The sequence below is a fragment of the Nonomuraea sp. NPDC050643 genome (assembly GCF_040654715.1).
Classification (GTDB): domain Bacteria; phylum Actinomycetota; class Actinomycetes; order Streptosporangiales; family Streptosporangiaceae; genus Nonomuraea.
On the sequence record NZ_JBFAIM010000084.1, the window covers coordinates 24,203 to 40,073 of the forward strand.

Below are 15,871 nucleotides of genomic sequence, written 5' to 3' on the forward strand. Positions count from 1 at the left end.
TCATTCAGGGCCTCCTCCACCGGTGGCCCCCGGCCTCCTGCTCTGGTCGGGCGCGGTGACCTCCATGGCGATGATCTTGGCGACGTCCTCGCGCCTGTCGATGCGCCCCTTGACGAACACGATCGCGTCCTCGGCCAGGATCGCCGAGCACAGCCGGTACGCCGACGGGAAGATCAGCACCTCGATCGACCCTTCGAGGTCCTCGAGCTGGGTCAGCGCCCAGGCCTCGCCCTTCCTGGTGATCCTGCGCTGCACCCCGCTCAGGATGCCGCCCACGGTCACCACCTGACCGTCGGGCCGGCTCTCGTCCTGCACGGCCGCGATCGAGCAGTCGGCCCCGGCCGCCAGGACGTCCTCGACCCCGAACAGCGGATGGTCGGACACGTAGAGGCCGAGCATCTCGCGCTCGAACTGCAGCAGCGTGCGCTTGTCCCACTCCCCCGCCGGGACCCGCACGTCGAAGGTCTGGTCCTCGCCGCCGTCGATCGCGCCGAACAGGGAGTGCTGGCCGATGGCCTCGTTCTTCTTGATGTCGGTGATCGCGTCGACGGCCTGCTCGTGCACCAGGACCAGGCCCTTGCGCACGTGGCCCAGCGAGTCGAACGAGCCGGCCTTGACCAGGGACTCGATCACGCGCTTGGCGCAGACGACGGCCGGCACCTTGCGCAGGAAGTCCTTGAAGTCGGTGAAGGGGCCCTTCTCCTCGCGCGCGGCGATGATGCCGTCGACGACATGGGCGCCCACGTTGCGCACGGCCGACAGGCCAAAGCGGATGTCGGTGCCGCGCGGGGTGAAGTCGAAGTCGGAGTCGTTGACGTCCGGCGGGAACACCTTGATGCCCATGCGGCGGCATTCGTGGAGGTAGAGGGCCGACTTGTCCTTGTCGTCCTTGACGGAGGACAGCAGCGCCGCCATGTAGGCGGCCGGGTGGTTGGCCTTGAGGAAGGCGCTCCAGTAGGCGATGAGGCCGTAGGCGGCGGTGTGGGCCTTGTTGAAGGCGTAGTCGGAGAACGGCAGCAGGACGCCCCACAGCGCCCTGATGGCGGCGGCGGGGAAACCGTTGTCCTTCATGCCCTGCTCGAAGAAGGTGTACTGCTCGTCCAGCTCGGACTTCTTCTTCTTGCTCATCGCCCGGCGCAGCAGGTCGGCGGCGGCGGGCGAGTAGCCGGCCACGCGCTGGGCGATGGCCATGACCTGCTCCTGATAGATGATCAGGCCGTAGGTCGTGTCGAGGATGTCTTTGAGCGGCTCTTCCAGGGCCGGGTGGATCGGCGTGATCTCCTGCCGGCCGTTCTTGCGCAGGGCGTAGTTGGTGTGGGAGCCGGCTCCCATCGGGCCCGGCCGGTAGAGCGCGAGGACGGCGGAGATGTCCTCGAAGGTGTCGGGGCGCATGAGGCGCAGCAGCGAGCGCGTGCCGCCGCCGTCGAGCTGGAACACGCCCAGCGTGTCGCCCTTGGCCAGCAGCTCGTAGCTCTTGCGGTCGTCGAGCGGCAGCCCGGGCAGGTCGATCCGCTCACCCGTGCTCGCCTCGATCATCTTGAGGCAGTCGTCGAAGACGGTGAGGTTGCGCAGGCCCAGGAAGTCCATCTTCAGCAGGCCGAGCGCCTCGCAGGCCGGATAGTCGAACTGGGTGATGATCGCGCCGTCGGAGTCGCGGCGCATGATCGGGACGTGGTCGGTCAGCACCTCGGCCGACATGATCACGCCTGCGGCGTGCACGCCGCTCTGCCTGATCAGGCCCTCCAGGCCCCTGGCGAGGTCCATCGTCGCCCTGACGCCGGGGTCCTCGTCGTAGAGCCTGCGCAGCTCACCGGCCTCGTCGTAGCGCGGGTGGCCCTGGTCGAAGACGCCGGCCAGCGGGATGTCCCTGCCCATGACGGCGGCCGGGAACGCCTTGGAGACGCGGTCGCCCAGCGCGTAGGGATGGCCGAGCACCCGCCCCGCGTCCTTGATGGCGGCCTTCGCCTTGATGGTGCCGAACGTGGCGATCATGGCGACCTTGTCGGCGCCCCACCTCTCGCTCACGTAGCGGATCACCTCACCGCGCCGGCGCTCGTCGAAGTCGATGTCGACGTCGGGCATGGAGACGCGCTCGGGGTTGAGGAACCGCTCGAAGATCAGGCCGTGCGGGAGCGGGTCGAGGTCGGTGATGCCCATCGCGTACGCCACCAGCGACCCCGCCGCCGAGCCACGCCCCGGGCCGACGCGGATGCCGTGCGCCTTGGCCCACATGACGAAGTCGGCGACCACGAGGAAGTAGCTCGGGAAGCCCATCTGCTCGATGATCCCGATCTCGTGCTCCGCCCGCGCACGGTGCTCCTCGTCGAAGCCCTCCGGCCAGCGCCGCTCCATGCCCTCCCAGACGGCCCGGCGGAAGAACGCGCTCTCCGTCACGCCGTCGGGCACGGGGTAGGCCGGCATGAGGTTCCTGGCCTCGAAGAACCCGGACGGATCGACCTTCTCGGCCACCAGCAGCGTGTTGCGGCAGCCCTCGGCCCACAGGTCGGAGGAGTCGAGCGCGCGCATCTCGCCGGCGGTCTTGAGGTAGTAGCCGGTGCCGTCGAAGCGGAACCGGTCGGGGTCGTCGAGCCGCTTGCCCGTCTGGACGCACAGGAGGGCGTCGTGGGCGGCGGCGTCGGACTCGTAGGTGTAGTGCGAGTCGTTGGTCACCAGCGGCGGGATGCCGAGCCGCCGGCCGATCGAGATCAGCCCGTCGCGGACGCGGCGCTCGATGTCGAGGCCGTGGTCCATGACCTCCAGGAAGAAGTTGTCCCTGCCGAAGATGTCCTGGTATTTCGCGGCGGCCCTGACCGCCTCGTCATACTGCCCCAGCCGCAGCCTCGTCTGCACCTCGCCCGACGGGCAGCCGGTGGTGGCCATGAGGCCCGCGGAGTGCTCGGCGAGGAGCTCGGCGTCCATCCGCGCCCACTTGCGGACGAACCCCTCGGTGTAGGCGCGCGAGGACAGCCGCATCAGGTTGTGCAGGCCGGTCTTGTCGCGCGCCCAGATCGTCAGGTGGGTGTAGTGACCACCCGCGGAGACGTCGTCGCCCTTCTGGTGGGGCTCGCCCCACAGCACCGGCGTCTTGTCGCGGCGCGACCCCGGCGCGACGTAGGCCTCGATGCCGATGATCGGCTTGACGCCGGCGCCGATGGCCTGCCGGTAGAAGTCGAGGGCGCCGTGCAGGTTGCCGTGGTCGGTGATCGCGATCGCGGGCATCCCCAGGCCACCGACCTGCTCGAACATCTGCTCCAGCCGGGCGGCACCGTCCAGCATCGAGTATTCCGTGTGCACGTGCAGATGGACGAACGAGTCGCTGGGCGACATGGAGCGGCGCCTCCCGGTCTCGATGCGGAAATCTCTCGATGTGGAGATGCGGAGATGTTCGCTCCGAACTCTAGTGCGCAGCACCGACATTCCTGGAGCCGCCCGCCGCGCCCCGGCGCCCCGGCGCGGCGGGGGCGCCGGGATCGGTGGCGCCGATATCCTCGATGTCACCTTAGGTAACCAAGGAGACACTCGGTGCGCACGCAGACCGACGAGGGATACACCCACTCGCTGGGCAACCGGCAGGTCCAGATGATCGCCATCGGCGGGGCCATCGGCGTGGGCCTGTTCCTCGGCGCCGGCGGGCGGCTGGCCGCGACCGGCCCCGCCCTCGTGCTCTCGTACGCCACCGCCGGCCTGGCCGCCTTCTTCGTCATGCGGGCGCTCGGCGAGCTCGTGCTCTACCGTCCCGTCTCGGGCTCGTTCGTCGAGTACGCGGGTGAGTTCATCGGCCCGTGGGCGGCCTTCGCCAGCGGCTGGATGTACTGGGTCAACTGGGCGTTCACCGGCATCGCCGAGCTGACCGCGATCGCCACGTACATCCACTACTGGGCTCCGGCTTTCCCCGAGTGGGGCACGGCCCTGATCGCCCTCGGCTTCGTCCTGGTCGTCAACCTGCTGTCGGTGCGGCTGTTCGGCGAGCTGGAGTTCTGGTTCGCGATGCTCAAGGTCGTGGCGATCACGGTCTTCCTGGTCGTGGGCCTGGTCCTGGTGCTCTTCTCGATCGGGCAGGCGGGACCGCACAACCTGGTCGCGCACGGGGGCTTCTTCCCGACCGGCTTCCCGCTGGTGCTGATGAGCCTGCAGTCGGTGGTGTTCGCGTACGCGTCGATCGAGCTGGTCGGGATCACCGCGGGCGAGACGGCCAAACCGCGCGAGGTCATGCCGAAGGCGATCAACGGCGTGGTGTGGCGCATCGCGGTCTTCTACGTGGGCTCGGTGCTGCTGCTGGCGATGGTCCTGCCCTGGACCGCGTACCAGGCGGGCGTCTCCCCGTTCGTGACGGTCTTCTCGGGCCTCGGCGTCCCGTGGGCGGCCGACGCCATGAACCTCGTCGTGATCACCGCCGCGCTGTCGTCCTGCAACTCCGGCCTGTACGCCACCGGCCGCATCCTGCGTTCGATGGCCATGAAGCAGGAGGCCCCCCGCTTCGCCGGAGCGCTCAGCTCCCGCCACGTCCCCATCGGCGGCATCGTGTTCACCGCGGCCATGTTCCTGGCGGGGGTGGCGCTGTTCTACTACCTGCCCGAGCGGGCCTTCAACATCGCCACCGCCGTCGCCTCGCTGGGCGTGATCACCACCTGGGGCGTCCTGGTCCACTGCCAGACGCGCCTGCGCCGCTCGGGCCACCGCTCGCCCTTCCCGATGCCCGGCTCCCCGTACACGAACTGGTTCACCCTCGGCTTCCTGGCGCTGGTGGTGCTGCTGATGCCGTTCGCCGACCGCGATCAGCGCGTGGCGTTCTTCCTGATCCCGGGCCTGGTCGTGGCCATCGCACTCGGCTGGATGTCCGTACGTCACCGGCGTAACGCGGCCGGGACAGTCCCGCCTCGATGATCGGCTGGGTAGTCTCGATGGCGCACCGGATCACTCGAGGGAGGTCGCGCTGGACGCGTCGAGACGGAGGATCGTCCAGATCGCGGCGGCGGCCGTCATCGGCGCCGCGCTGGCTGTGGTCTGCCTGCCGCTGGGGGTCCTCCCCACACTGGCCTGCGCCGTCCTGGACGCGGGCTGCCCCGCCGCCGGCGAGCCCTCGGGGCGGCTGCCGAAGGTCACCCGCCTGACGCCCGTGCAGGTGGCCCAGCGCGGCATGTACGTCGCGCTCGGCGACTCCTACTCCTCCGGCGAGGGCGTCTTCGACCTGGACAGGCAGCCGGTCAACGACGGCGCCGACCGCTGCCACCGGGCGACGGGCTCCTACGTGCCGCTGGTGTCGAAGGCCTACGAGTTCGGCGGCGGCACCGCCTTCTACGCCTGCAGCGGCGCCACCACCCGGCAACTGCTGTCCGGCCAGTACGGCCAGCGTCCCCAGATCACCCGCGTGGACCCGAAGGCCAGCCTGGTGACGCTCAGCATCGGCGGCAACGACGCGGGCTTCACCGGCGTGCTGACGGCCTGCATCGTCAAGCTGCCGTGGTCGTCGGCCTGCGTCGACCAGGACGCCGCCGTCGCCCGCCGCATCGGCCTGCTGCGCGCCAACATGCTCACGGTCCTCAAGGAGCTGCGCGTGCGCGCCCCCGGCGCCCGCGTCGTCGTCCTGGGCTACCCCCGGCCGTTCCCGAAGGACCCGGCGCAGAGCGTGGACAACATGACGGCCGAGGACCAGCGCTGGATCAACGCGGCGACGCGGCGGCTCAACGACGCGGTCGGCTCGGTGGTGGCCGACTTCGACCGGGCGATCGCGGCGTTCGGGGCTCCGGGGAGCGTCGAATACGTGGACGCCTACGACGCGTTCACGGGGCACGAGGTGGGGCAGGCGCGCCCCTACCTGAACGGGCTGCACGTCGACATGGAGGAGCTGAAGGTCGACGCGCGCAGCTATCACCCGACGGGTGACGGCTACCGCCGCTTCGCCGAGCTCATCACGAAGCAGATCGCTGCCGGGCCCGACCGTCCCATGAACAACTTCCTCGTCACGACTCCCTGACCCGCTGCTCCTCGGCCAGGTGCAGGCCGGCCTCGATGACGGCGTTCATGATGGGGGCCAGCCGCGCCTCGCCGAGGGACGGCGCCCGCACGGCCATCCTGGCGACCAGGGCGCGCTCCCGGTCCGGGTCGCGTCCCTCGAACCCGCCCACGGGCTTGATCCGCTGCACGGTGCCCGCCAGCGCCGCCCGCCGCTCAAGGAGGGTGGCCAGCGCGGCGTCGACCCGGTCGATCGCCTGCCTGCACTCGGGCAGCGTGGCCGGCGTCTCGTGCCGGAGCAGCGCCCCGACGACGGTCACGGCCTCCTCGGCCACCCGCCGGGCCGCCCCGGGCGCTTCGACGATCAGCCCGTCGGCCCCGGCGGCCACGGCGGCGGCCGACAGCCCGATGTCGCCGGAGACGTCGGCCAGCACGGGACGCCCGGACAGGAGCCGGGCCGCCCGCAGCACTCCCAGGTCGGGGCGATCACCGCCCTCACAGAGGAGCACCCGCCCATCGCCCTCGGCCGCGCAGTAGTCGGCCAGCATGACCCACTCCTCCACCGGCGCGGAGGCGCGCCGCTCGACGACCACCGGCAGCCCCAGCCCGGCCGCCGCGCGCACCAGGGGGATGTCGCGCGTCCACGACGCCCCCACCACCACGGCGTCGGCCAGTTCGGCGATCGCCGGCAGGTCGGCCGCCGACGCGGGCTCCACCAGCGCGGCCCGCTCCCGCAGCGGCTGCGCGGAGGTCCGCAGGCTCACCCGGCCGCCGATCACCACGGCGGGGCCCTCGCCCACGAGCAGCCCGCCCAAGGCGACCACCTGACGTTCCAAGGTCGATGACATCCCGACTCCTCACCCGGCCGGCCCCTGGAGCCGGCGGAAACCAAAAAAGGCAGAGACGGGTGTCTCTGCCTTGTGCCGACTCCAGGAGATCGCTAGCGCACGACCGGCTCTCCCGGAGCCGGCTGGGTAAACACGTAGCGACGACAAGTCATATCTGAACCCTACACCCCTGCTTCCACCTGCTGGGCGGTGCTTCTCACATGACGGACTGACCTTCTGGCGAGTCGCCGTTGATCCCTGCCCGTGAGAGTATTTCTTGGCCTAGAGGAGGGTTTGAGGCCGTTGATGTCGGATCGCAAGCAGGACGGACGCCGCATCGCCGGCCGCTACCAGCTGCAGGAACCTATCGGCAGGGGCGGAATGGGCGTCGTGTGGCGCGCCCACGACGAGCTGCTTGACCGCACGGTCGCGGTCAAGGAGGTCAGGTACGCCGCCGCCCTGGGCGAAGAGGTGCAGCTGCTGAACCGGCGCACTATGCGCGAGGCGAGGGCGGCGGCGAGGTTCGAGCATCCCAACGTGATCGTCGTGCATGACGTGATCGAGGAGGACGGCCGGCCCTGGATCGTCATGCAGCTCGTCCAGTCGCGCTCGTTGGGCGCCGTGATCAAACAGGACGGGCCGCTGCCGACCAAGCGGGTGGCCGAGATCGGCCTGGCCGTGCTGGACGCGTTGCACCGCGCGCATGAGGCGGGCGTGCTGCACCGCGACGTCAAACCCGAGAACGTGCTGCTGGCCGACGACGGCCGCGTCGTGCTCACCGACTTCGGCATCGCCACGCTGGAGACCGAGACGCAGCTCACCGTGACGGGCCTGGCGGGCACGCCGGCGTTCATCGCGCCCGAGCGGCTCAAGGGCCTGCCCGCGCGGCGGGAGTCCGACCTGTGGTCGCTGGGCGCCACGCTGTACACGGCGGTGGAGGGCCGCTCGCCGCACGAGCGCGGGATGGCGCTGGCGACCATGCACGCCGTGCTCACCGACGAGCCCGACCCCATGCCGCACGCGGGGCCGCTCACCGACGTGATCAGCGGGCTGCTGAACAAGGAGCCGGTGCAGCGGCTGACGTACGAGGAGACGCAGCGCCTGCTGCGCCGGACCATCGCGGAGGCCACCCCGCCTCCGACGGCGCAGTTCCCGGCGTCCCAGGAGCTCCACGTGCCCGCCCCGGCGGCCGAGCCCGCCGCGCCGAAGCGGGCCACCGCGCCCACCAAGCCCAAGCGCCCGGCCAAGGCGAAGCGCCCCTACGCGCCCGTCGAGGACGACACCCCGACCGACCCGAACCTGGTGCCGGGTGCCGCGGCGGCGGCCGCGGACATGCCCGAGACCGGCGCCCGCATCCCGCAGGCGCCGACCCAGGACCCGCCGCCGCCGCCCGCGGCCGAGTCCACGATGGACGCGGCCAGGCCCGACCGGCGCCCGGTGGGGACGATCGTCGCGGCGGCCGTGGCGGTGGTGCTGGTGGCCGGTGTGGGCGGTTATCTCGGCCTGAGCTCGGCGCCTGACGACGAGACGGACGGGAAGGACAACACGCCGGCGGTGGCCGTCACCGCGACGCCGTCGCAGGGGTCGTCGGGCGCGCCCGCCTCTTCACCGCCGCCCTCGCCGTCCGCGAGCACGTCCCCGAGTTCGACCCCCAGTTCGAGCCCGAGTGAGAGCCCCAGCGCGACTCCCAAGGAGACGAAGAAGGACCCGCTGCCGGCCGGGTGGCACATGTACAAGGACAAGACCGGGTTCCAGATCGGCCTGCCGAAGGGCTGGAAGGAGTGGGACCGCCGGGGCAGGCAGGTCCTGTTCAAGGGCCCCGGGGCGGCGTCCAACGCGTACGTCATGATCGAGGAAGCGGTCAAGCCCGGCAAGGATCCGTACAAGGACTGGAAGAAGCAGGAGCCGTCGCTCAAGGGCAACTTCGGCGGCTACAACAAGATCGACATCAAGAAGGTCGACTACCAGAAGGCCGCCGCCGACTGGGACTTCACCTGGAACACCAACACGGGCAAGACCCGCGTACGGAACAGGGGCTTCATCACCGACAACGGGCGGGGCTACGCGATCTACTGGCACACGCTGAACAGCCACTGGAAGAGCGACTACAAGTTCTTCGAGGGGTTCTGCGCGACGTTCGTACCCGCCAAGTAGGCTTCCCCCGTGCAGGTCAGCAACCGTTACCGCCTCGTCGAGCCGATCGGCGAGGGCGGCATGGGCGTGGTCTGGCGGGCCTACGACGAGTTGCTCGACCGCACGGTGGCGATCAAGGAGGTCCGCTACACGGGGGTCGGCGACGCCAAGCGGGCCGAGCTCAACCGCAGGACCATCAGGGAGGCCAGGGCGGCGGGCCGCCTCGACCATCCCTCGGTGGTCGTCATCCACGACGTGGTCGAGGAGGACGGCCGGCCGTGGATCGTCATGCAGCTCGTCCGCTCGCGCTCGCTGGCCCAGGTGATCCGCGAGAGCGGCCCGCTGCGGACGGCCCAGGTCGCGGTGATCGGCGGCCGGGTGCTCGACGCGCTGCGGGCCGCCCACGCGACCGGAGTGCTGCACCGCGACGTCAAGCCGGAGAACGTGCTGCTGGCCGATGACGGCCGGGTCGTGCTGACCGACTTCGGCATCGCCTCGATGGAGACCGAGGCGGGGCTGACGGCGACGGGCGGGCTGGTGGGCACACCCGCCTACATGCCGCCGGAGCGCCTCAACGGCGAGCCCGCCCGGCCCGAGTCCGACCTGTGGTCGCTGGGCGCGACGCTCTACGCGGCCGTCGAGGGCGAGGCGCCGTTCAAGCGCGACTCGTGGGCCGCGACGGTGGCGGCGGTGCTGCGCGACGAGCCCGGCCGGCCGGTGCGGGCGGGGGCGCTGGAGCCGGTCATCATGGGGCTCCTGCGCCGGCTGCCCGCCGCGCGAATGACGGCCGAGGAGGCCGCGAGGCTGCTGCACGAGGCCGCGTCCGAGACGACGGCCCTCCGCCCGGCCGACGGGGCCACCCACGACATGACGTCCGTACGACGGCGCGGCAGGGCCCGGTGGATCGCGGTGGGCGCCGTGGCCGTGCTGGGCGCCGGGGGCGTGCTGCTGTTCAGTCAGTTCCTCACCCCGCCGCCGGCCGGCTCCCCGTCCACTCCCACGGCGTCGGCCGCCGCGCCGAGCCCGGAACCGAGCCCGGAACCGAGCACAGAACCGAGCACAGAGCCGACGAAAGAGCCGTCGAAGGAGCCGACCCGGGAGGCGACGGCGACCCCGTCGGCAGCGCAGGTCCCCGGCGGCTGGCGGCCCTACACGAGCACGGCGGGCCGCTTCTCGATCGCCCTGCCCGACCGGTGGCAGGCGAAGAAGAACCCCCAGCGCGACAGCATCTCCTTCACCGGCCCCGGCAGCCCGGGGGCGATGATCGTGGAGTGGACGGTCCCCGACCTCCCCTGGCGCGACCCGGTGAAGCACTGGGCGGCGCTGGAGAAGGAGATCAAGGACAAGGGCGAGTTCGAGCGCTACACCAGGATCGGCATCACGCCGGTCGACTACCTGGGCCGCCAGGCCGCCGACTGGGAGTTCACCCGGGTGCGCGGCGGGGTGCTGATTCACGTGATCAACCGCGGCTTCCACACGGCCGACGGCCGCCCGTACGCCCTCTACTGGGAGACCCCGCACTCCCGCTGGGAGCGGGACCGGCGCTACTTCGAGGCGTTCGCCAAGACGTTCAGGCCCCGCTGAGAGAGCGGGATGAGAGAGCAGGCCCATTTCTGGCGGCACCCGGCGGTGCCGGAGACCGACCTGCTCAAGGCGCGCTACGTCACCCACCGGTTCTCCCGGCACGTGCACGACGGCTACGCGATCGGGCTCATCGTCGCGGGCGTGGAGGAGTTCGACTACCGCGGCACCCTGCACCGGGCGAACGCGGGCGAGATGGTGCTGGTCAACCCCGACGCCGTGCACACGGGGCAGGCGGGGACGCCGGGCGGGTGGGCGTACCGGATGCTCTATCCGTCGATCGACCTGCTGGCCGGGATCGCCGCCGAGCTGGGGACGCCGCACGGCACGCCGCACTTTCCCGAGCAGGTGGTGCGCGACGACGCCGTGGCGGCCCTGCTGGGCCGGACCCACCAGGCGGCCGAGCGGGGCGACGCGCTGGCCGCCTCGACGCTGAGCCGCACGCTGTTCGCCCGGCTGCTGGCCCGGCACGCCGCCCCCAGACCGGTCGCGGTCCTGCCGGCCGAGGGCCGGCGGGCGGTGCGGGAGGCGCTCGACCTGCTGCACGGCAGCCTCGTGGACCCGCCGACGCTGGAGGGCCTGGCGGAGGCGGTGGGGGCGCGGCCGTTCGCGCTGCTGCGGGCCTTCAAGGCCGCCACGGGCATGCCGCCGCACGCCTACCTCACCTCGCTCCGGGTACGCCAGGCGCGCAGCCTCCTGCTGTCCGGCGTCCCGCCCGCGCGGGTGGCCGCCGAGGTGGGCTTCACCGACCAGTCCCACCTCAGCCGGCATTTCAAGCGCATCGTGGGCGTCCCGCCCGCGGCGTACCAGCGGGCCGCAGGAACGTACAAGACCGGCGATTCCAGCACCACCTAGCCTCTGTCGGCATGGAAGAGACCACACACCGTTCAGCCGCCGTGCGGGACGGTCTCGGCGTGGGCCTGGCCGTGGGGCTGTCAGGGCTCGCCTTCGGCGCCGCGGCCATCACCGCGGGCCTCACCGTGCCGCAGGCGTGCGTGCTGAGCCTGCTGGCGTTCACCGGCGCCTCACAGTTCGCGCTGACCGGCGCGGTGGGCGCGGGCGGCGACCTGGTGACCGCCGCCCTGGGCGCGCTGCTGCTCGGCGGCCGCAACACCCTCTACGGCCTGCGCCTGGCCGACCTCCTCCAGGTACGCGGCCCGCGCAGGCTCCTCGCCGCCCACGGCGTCATCGACGAGACCACGGCCGTCGCCCTGGCCCAGCCGACCCCGCGGGCGGCGCGCACGGGCTTCACGGTCACGTTCACCAGCCTCTACCTCACCTGGAACCTGACCACGCTGGCCGGAGCCGCCGGCACGTCGTCCCTGGGCGACCCGGCCGTGCTCGGGCTCGACGTGGTGGGCCCGGTCGCGTTCCTGGCCATCCTGTGGCCCCGGCTGACGGCCAGCGCCGAGCTGCGCCGCCTGGCGGCGATCGCGGCGGCGGTCGCGCTGTGCGCCACCCCGTTCCTTCCCTCGGGCGTGCCCGTGCTGCTGTCGGCCGTCGCGGTCCTGGCGGTGATGTTCCGATGACGCTGTGGTGGGCGATCGCCGCCGTCTGCGCGGGCTGCTACGCGCTGAAGCTGGCCGGGCTGGCCGCGCCCCGGCGGGTGCTGGAGCATCCGGCGGTGCGCAGGTTCGCCGAACTGGTGCCGGTGGCGCTGCTGGCGGCGCTGATCGCGGTGCAGATGTTCACCGAGCAGGGCGGGCTGCGCTTCGATCCGGCCCGTACGGCGGGCCTCGGCGCAGCGGTGATCGCGCTGCTGCTGCGGGCGCCGTTTCTGATCGTTCTGGCCACGGCGGCCGCGGTTACCGCGCTTGTCCGTATCTTTCTGGGGTAGTCGCCGTGCATGTCCGATACAGCGGGGATGGTCGGTGGACGATATCGGCTGCTCAGGACGATTGGCCGAGGCGGCATGGGCACGGTCTGGCAGGCGCACGACGAGGTGCTGGGCCGGGACGTGGCGGTCAAGGAGGTGCTGCCGCCTCCTGATCTCACGGACGAGGAGCGCGACGTGTTCGCGGTGCGCACGTTCCGTGAGGCGAGGGCGGCGGGCCGCGTGGCGCACCCGGGCGTGGCCGCCGTGTACGACGTCCTGGAGGAGGGCGGGCACCCGTGGATCGTCATGCAGTTCGTGGAGTCCCGGACGCTGGGCGACCTGATCCGCGACGACGGCCCCATGGCCCCGGCGGCGGCCGCGGACGTCGCCTTACAACTGCTTGAGGCGCTGCGCGCCGCCCACGCGGCCGGCGTCCTGCACCGCGACGTCAAACCGGACAACGTGCTGCTCACCCCCGACGGCCGGGCGGTGCTCACCGACTTCGGCATCGCCACCACCGAGGAGGAGACGACCGTCACCAGCACGGGCGTCCTGGTCGGCACCCCCTCCTACATGGCCCCGGAGCGCGCGGCGGGCGGCCGGGCCAGCCCCGCCTCGGACCTGTGGTCGGTGGGCGTGACGCTCTACATGGCCGTCGAGGGCCGCTCCCCCTTCCACCGGGACAACGCCCTGGCCACGCTCGGCGCGGTGATGCACGCCGAGCCGGAGCCGCTGGCCCGCGCCGGGGTGCTCGCTCCGGTGGTGCACGGCCTGCTGCGCAAGAACCCGGCCGAGCGCATGTCGCTGATGGACGCCGAGCGGCGGCTGAGCGTCATCCTGTCGGGCGGCGCCCCCGAGCCGACCGGGCCGGTCACCGTACCGGCCGGGGCCGGGGTGGCGGGAGCCGCGGGAGCCGCAGGGGCGGCGGGGACGGCGCGGCGGGGGCGGGCGCTGCCGATGGCCGCGATCGCCGGGGGCGCGCTCCTGGTGGCGGTCGTCACGGGCGGCGCGGCCTGGTGGACCCAGCAACCCCAAAACCTGCCCCGGGCACCGGAGAACAGCGTTCCCGTCGTGGTGAAGACCACCCCCAGCGCCGAGCCGACCAAGGAGCAGACCGCGGAGGCCACCGCGCAGCCGACGCCGGGGACGACTCCGCAGGAGACCTTCGAGCAGCCCCGCGGCACCCCGGCCCCCAGCGGGTCCAGAAGTCCCGGGGGCAAGCCCACCAAGGCGACGCGGGGCCCGACCCAGCGGTCCACACCGACCAAGGCCGGGACCAAGACCGAGACAGAGCAGGCCGAGAAGAAGTCGGAGGCGCCGCCCGAGACCTCCGGCCAGGTCGAAGGCCAATAGGGGCCTCGGATGAGCGCGGCAGGCGCCGCTAGGACTCCTCGCGCACGATGTCGAGGGTCTTCTGCAGGTCCTGCGGGTAGTCGGTGCTGAACGAGATCCACTCCCCGGTGGAGGGGTGCTCGAATCCGAGCGCGACCGCGTGCAGCCACTGCCGGGTGAGGCCCAGGCGGGCGGAGAGCGTGGGGTCGGCGCCGTACATCAGGTCGCCGACGCAGGGGTGGCGCAGGGCCGACATGTGCACGCGGATCTGGTGCGTACGCCCGGTCTCCAGCTTGATGTCCAGCAGCGACGCCGCCCGGAAGGCCTCGACCGTGTCGTAGTGCGTCACCGACGGCTTGCCCCCGGCCACCACCGCGAACCGGCCGTCGCCGGACGGGTGCCGGTCGATGGGCGCGTCCACGGTCCCCCTGAACGGGTCGGGGTGCCCCTGCACCAGCGCGTGGTAGCGCTTGTCGACCGTGCGCTCCTTGAAGGCCCGCTTGAGCCACGAGTAGGCGTGCTCGCTCTTGGCCACGACCATCGCGCCCGTGGTGTTGGCGTCGAGGCGGTGCACGATGCCCTGGCGCTCGGCGGCGCCGCTGGTGGCGATCGTGTGCCCGGCCCCGAGCAGGCCGCCGATCACGGTCGGGCCCGTCCAGCCGACGGTCGGGTGGGCGGCCACCCCGATCGGCTTGTTGACCACGACGATGTCGTCGTCCTCGTAGACGATCGTCATGCCCGGCACCGGCTCGGCGACCGGCATGGGGGTGGTGACGGGCGGGGGCAGCGTCACGTCGAGCCAGGCGCCCGCGTGCACGCGGTCGGACTTGGCCGGCTGCCGGCCGTCCACCATCACCTCGCCCGCGACGATCAGCTCGGCCGCGCGCGTGCGGGAGAAGCCGAACAGCCGCGACAGCGCGGCGTCGAGCCGCTCGCCCTCCAGGCCGTCGGGCACGGGCAGGCTGCGCTGCTCAGTCATTCTTCGCCACCTCTTCTTCCTTCGACCCGTCGATCTGCACGTTCCGCCAGGCCAGGAGCACCGCGAGGATGCCGCCACAGACGATGGCCGAATCGGCGATGTTGAAGACGGGGAAGTAGTCGATGACGGGGAAATGCCCGGGCAGCACCTCGATGAAGTCGACGACGTGCCCCTGGAGCTGCGAGGAGCGCCCGAACCCGGACGGGTAGCGCAGCAGCCGGTCGGTGAGGTTGCCGAGTGCCCCGCCGAGCAGCAGGCCGAGCGTGATCGCCCAGGCCCGGCTGCCCAGTTTGCGGGCCGTGCGCACGATGGCCACGACCACGCCGGCGGCGATGAAGGTGAAGATGAACGTCATCCCCGTGCCGATGCTGAACGCGGCCCCGGAGTTGAAGATCACCCGGAACTGCAGCACGTCCTGGATGACGACCAGCGGCGCCTCGCCCTCGAGTGTGCGCAACACCACCGTCTTCGTGACGAGGTCGGCCGCGTAGATCACGGCCGCCAGCACGACGAGGACGGCGAACAGGCGCTTACGGGCCGGGCCGCCCGCCGGCGGTGCTACCGGCGCTCCTCCCTCTGCTTGCAGGCCACGCACAGCGTCGCCCTCGGGAACGCCTGAAGGCGCTCCTTGCCGATCGGCTTGTGGCACGATTCGCACACTCCATAGGTCCCTGCGTCGATCCTGGCGATCGCACGTTCGTTCTGCGCGACCAGATCGCGCGCATTCAGGGTAAGGGCGATCTCGCGTTCGCGCTCATACGTCTTGGCGCCGGCGTCCGCCTGGTCGTCGCCGGCTCCTTGGGTGACGTCTCCAGAGGCTATCTCCGACTCGTGGCGGTGAATGTCCGCCTCGAGCTCTCCGATCTCGGTCTGGAGCCTGCCGCGTACCTCGGCCAGCTCCTCTTCCGACCACATCGACGGTGTAGCGGTCTGCGTGACTGCCGCCATGGCTGCCTCCATTGCTGATCAAGGCCGTGAATGGTGCGGGCAGCTTAGGATCCTTATAACGGAACGGCAAACGACCCGCCGGACGGTTTACCTCCCCCGTACTATCCCGCCTCGCGCATCTAACTCCTCATCAGCGGCGTCCATTCCCACAACTTTGCGCCGTTTACGTCTCCCGTACCAACGGAGGCCAAGGGCATGGGCGCCACCAGGTAAACCTGGAAGCCTTCGCCTCCACTCTGCGTTATGGTTTGAGACTGCAAGGCGTTGATGGGGCCCGACTGTGAGGGATATCACCCCGGAGCC

13 protein-coding genes and 1 pseudogene are annotated in these 15,871 nt (G+C 71.5%); 8 read left to right on the forward strand and 6 right to left on the reverse strand.

The window, feature by feature from the left end:
• Positions 1–3,327, reverse strand: a complete 3,327-nt coding sequence (gene dnaE / locus AB0I15_RS58025) for a DNA polymerase III subunit alpha (RefSeq protein ID WP_358117333.1) — start codon at positions 3,325–3,327, stop codon at positions 1–3.
• Between the two features lie 195 nt (positions 3,328–3,522).
• Here dnaE and AB0I15_RS58030 point away from each other — a divergent pair, with 195 nt between their 5' ends.
• Both AB0I15_RS58030 and AB0I15_RS58035 read left to right on the forward strand, forming a co-directional pair.
• Positions 3,523–4,884 (forward strand): amino acid permease, encoded by a 1,362-nt coding sequence (locus AB0I15_RS58030; protein WP_358117335.1) that lies wholly within the window; start codon positions 3,523–3,525, stop codon positions 4,882–4,884.
• 115 nt (positions 4,885–4,999) lie between these two features.
• Complete coding sequence (locus AB0I15_RS58035; RefSeq protein WP_358117338.1) at positions 5,000–5,974, forward strand: SGNH/GDSL hydrolase family protein; 975 nt, start codon at positions 5,000–5,002, stop codon at positions 5,972–5,974.
• On the opposite strand, the gene AB0I15_RS58040 is transcribed toward AB0I15_RS58035, so the two are convergent.
• Together AB0I15_RS58040 and AB0I15_RS58045 are read right to left on the reverse strand one after the other, a co-directional pair.
• The gene (locus AB0I15_RS58040; RefSeq protein ID WP_358117403.1) at positions 5,961–6,254 is read right to left on the reverse strand and encodes a chorismate mutase; all 294 of its coding nucleotides are present in this window, start codon (positions 6,252–6,254) and stop codon (positions 5,961–5,963) included. The two genes, AB0I15_RS58035 and AB0I15_RS58040, sit on opposite strands and share 14 nt — an antisense overlap.
• Positions 6,255–6,452: 198 nt before the next feature.
• A pseudogene (locus AB0I15_RS58045) lies at positions 6,453–6,800 on the reverse strand (3-deoxy-D-arabinoheptulosonate-7-phosphate synthase); the annotation flags it as partial.
• Positions 6,801–7,085: 285 nt separating this feature from the next.
• Here AB0I15_RS58045 and AB0I15_RS58050 point away from each other — a divergent pair.
• Genes AB0I15_RS58050 through AB0I15_RS58075 form a run of 6 tightly spaced genes read left to right on the forward strand, consistent with a single transcriptional unit; the run spans position 7,086 to position 13,662 of the window.
• On the forward strand, positions 7,086–8,933 hold the full coding sequence (locus AB0I15_RS58050) for a serine/threonine-protein kinase (protein WP_358117340.1): 1,848 nt from the start codon (positions 7,086–7,088) through the stop codon (positions 8,931–8,933).
• Positions 8,934–8,942: 9 nt separating this feature from the next.
• Entirely contained in the window at positions 8,943–10,496 is a 1,554-nt protein-coding gene (locus AB0I15_RS58055; RefSeq protein ID WP_358117343.1) for a serine/threonine-protein kinase, read from the forward strand.
• Positions 10,497–10,505: 9 nt separating this feature from the next.
• Positions 10,506–11,348: an AraC family transcriptional regulator gene (locus tag AB0I15_RS58060; RefSeq protein WP_358117346.1), complete on the forward strand. Its 843-nt coding sequence runs from the start codon at positions 10,506–10,508 to the stop codon at positions 11,346–11,348.
• 11 nt (positions 11,349–11,359) lie between these two features.
• On the forward strand, positions 11,360–12,022 hold the full coding sequence (locus AB0I15_RS58065; RefSeq protein WP_358117349.1) for an AzlC family ABC transporter permease: 663 nt from the start codon (positions 11,360–11,362) through the stop codon (positions 12,020–12,022).
• Positions 12,019–12,330, forward strand: coding sequence for an AzlD domain-containing protein (locus AB0I15_RS58070; protein WP_358117351.1), 312 nt, complete (start codon positions 12,019–12,021; stop codon positions 12,328–12,330). Before AB0I15_RS58065 ends, AB0I15_RS58070 begins: the two co-directional genes overlap by 4 nt.
• 27 nt (positions 12,331–12,357) lie before the next feature.
• A complete protein-coding gene (locus AB0I15_RS58075; protein ID WP_358117406.1) occupies positions 12,358–13,662 on the forward strand; it encodes a protein kinase in 1,305 nt (434 codons plus the stop codon).
• Positions 13,663–13,690: 28 nt separating this feature from the next.
• Here AB0I15_RS58075 and AB0I15_RS58080 read toward each other — a convergent pair whose 3' ends face one another.
• Genes AB0I15_RS58080 through AB0I15_RS58090 form a run of 3 tightly spaced genes read right to left on the reverse strand, consistent with a single transcriptional unit; the run spans position 13,691 to position 15,568 of the window.
• Positions 13,691–14,620, reverse strand: coding sequence for an RluA family pseudouridine synthase (locus AB0I15_RS58080; RefSeq protein WP_358117353.1), 930 nt, complete (start codon positions 14,618–14,620; stop codon positions 13,691–13,693).
• Entirely contained in the window at positions 14,613–15,215 is a 603-nt protein-coding gene (gene lspA / locus AB0I15_RS58085; RefSeq protein WP_358117355.1) for a signal peptidase II, read from the reverse strand. The genes AB0I15_RS58080 and lspA overlap by 8 nt, the downstream gene beginning before the upstream one ends.
• Positions 15,179–15,568, reverse strand: coding sequence for a TraR/DksA C4-type zinc finger protein (locus AB0I15_RS58090; protein WP_358117357.1), 390 nt, complete (start codon positions 15,566–15,568; stop codon positions 15,179–15,181). Before AB0I15_RS58090 ends, lspA begins: the two co-directional genes overlap by 37 nt.
• Between the last annotated feature and the right edge of the window lie 303 nt (positions 15,569–15,871).

Coding starts and splice junctions, on each gene's coding strand:
- dnaE (WP_358117333.1), bottom strand. CDS start 3,327: ATGTCGCCCAGCGACTCGTTCGTCCATCTGCACGTGCACACGGAATAC.
- AB0I15_RS58050 (WP_358117340.1), top strand. CDS start 7,086: ATGTCGGATCGCAAGCAGGACGGACGCCGCATCGCCGGCCGCTACCAG.
- AB0I15_RS58060 (WP_358117346.1), top strand. CDS start 10,506: ATGAGAGAGCAGGCCCATTTCTGGCGGCACCCGGCGGTGCCGGAGACC.
- AB0I15_RS58065 (WP_358117349.1), top strand. CDS start 11,360: ATGGAAGAGACCACACACCGTTCAGCCGCCGTGCGGGACGGTCTCGGC.
- AB0I15_RS58070 (WP_358117351.1), top strand. CDS start 12,019: ATGACGCTGTGGTGGGCGATCGCCGCCGTCTGCGCGGGCTGCTACGCG.
- AB0I15_RS58075 (WP_358117406.1), top strand. CDS start 12,358: ATGGTCGGTGGACGATATCGGCTGCTCAGGACGATTGGCCGAGGCGGC.
- AB0I15_RS58080 (WP_358117353.1), bottom strand. CDS start 14,620: ATGACTGAGCAGCGCAGCCTGCCCGTGCCCGACGGCCTGGAGGGCGAG.
- AB0I15_RS58090 (WP_358117357.1), bottom strand. CDS start 15,568: ATGGCGGCAGTCACGCAGACCGCTACACCGTCGATGTGGTCGGAAGAG.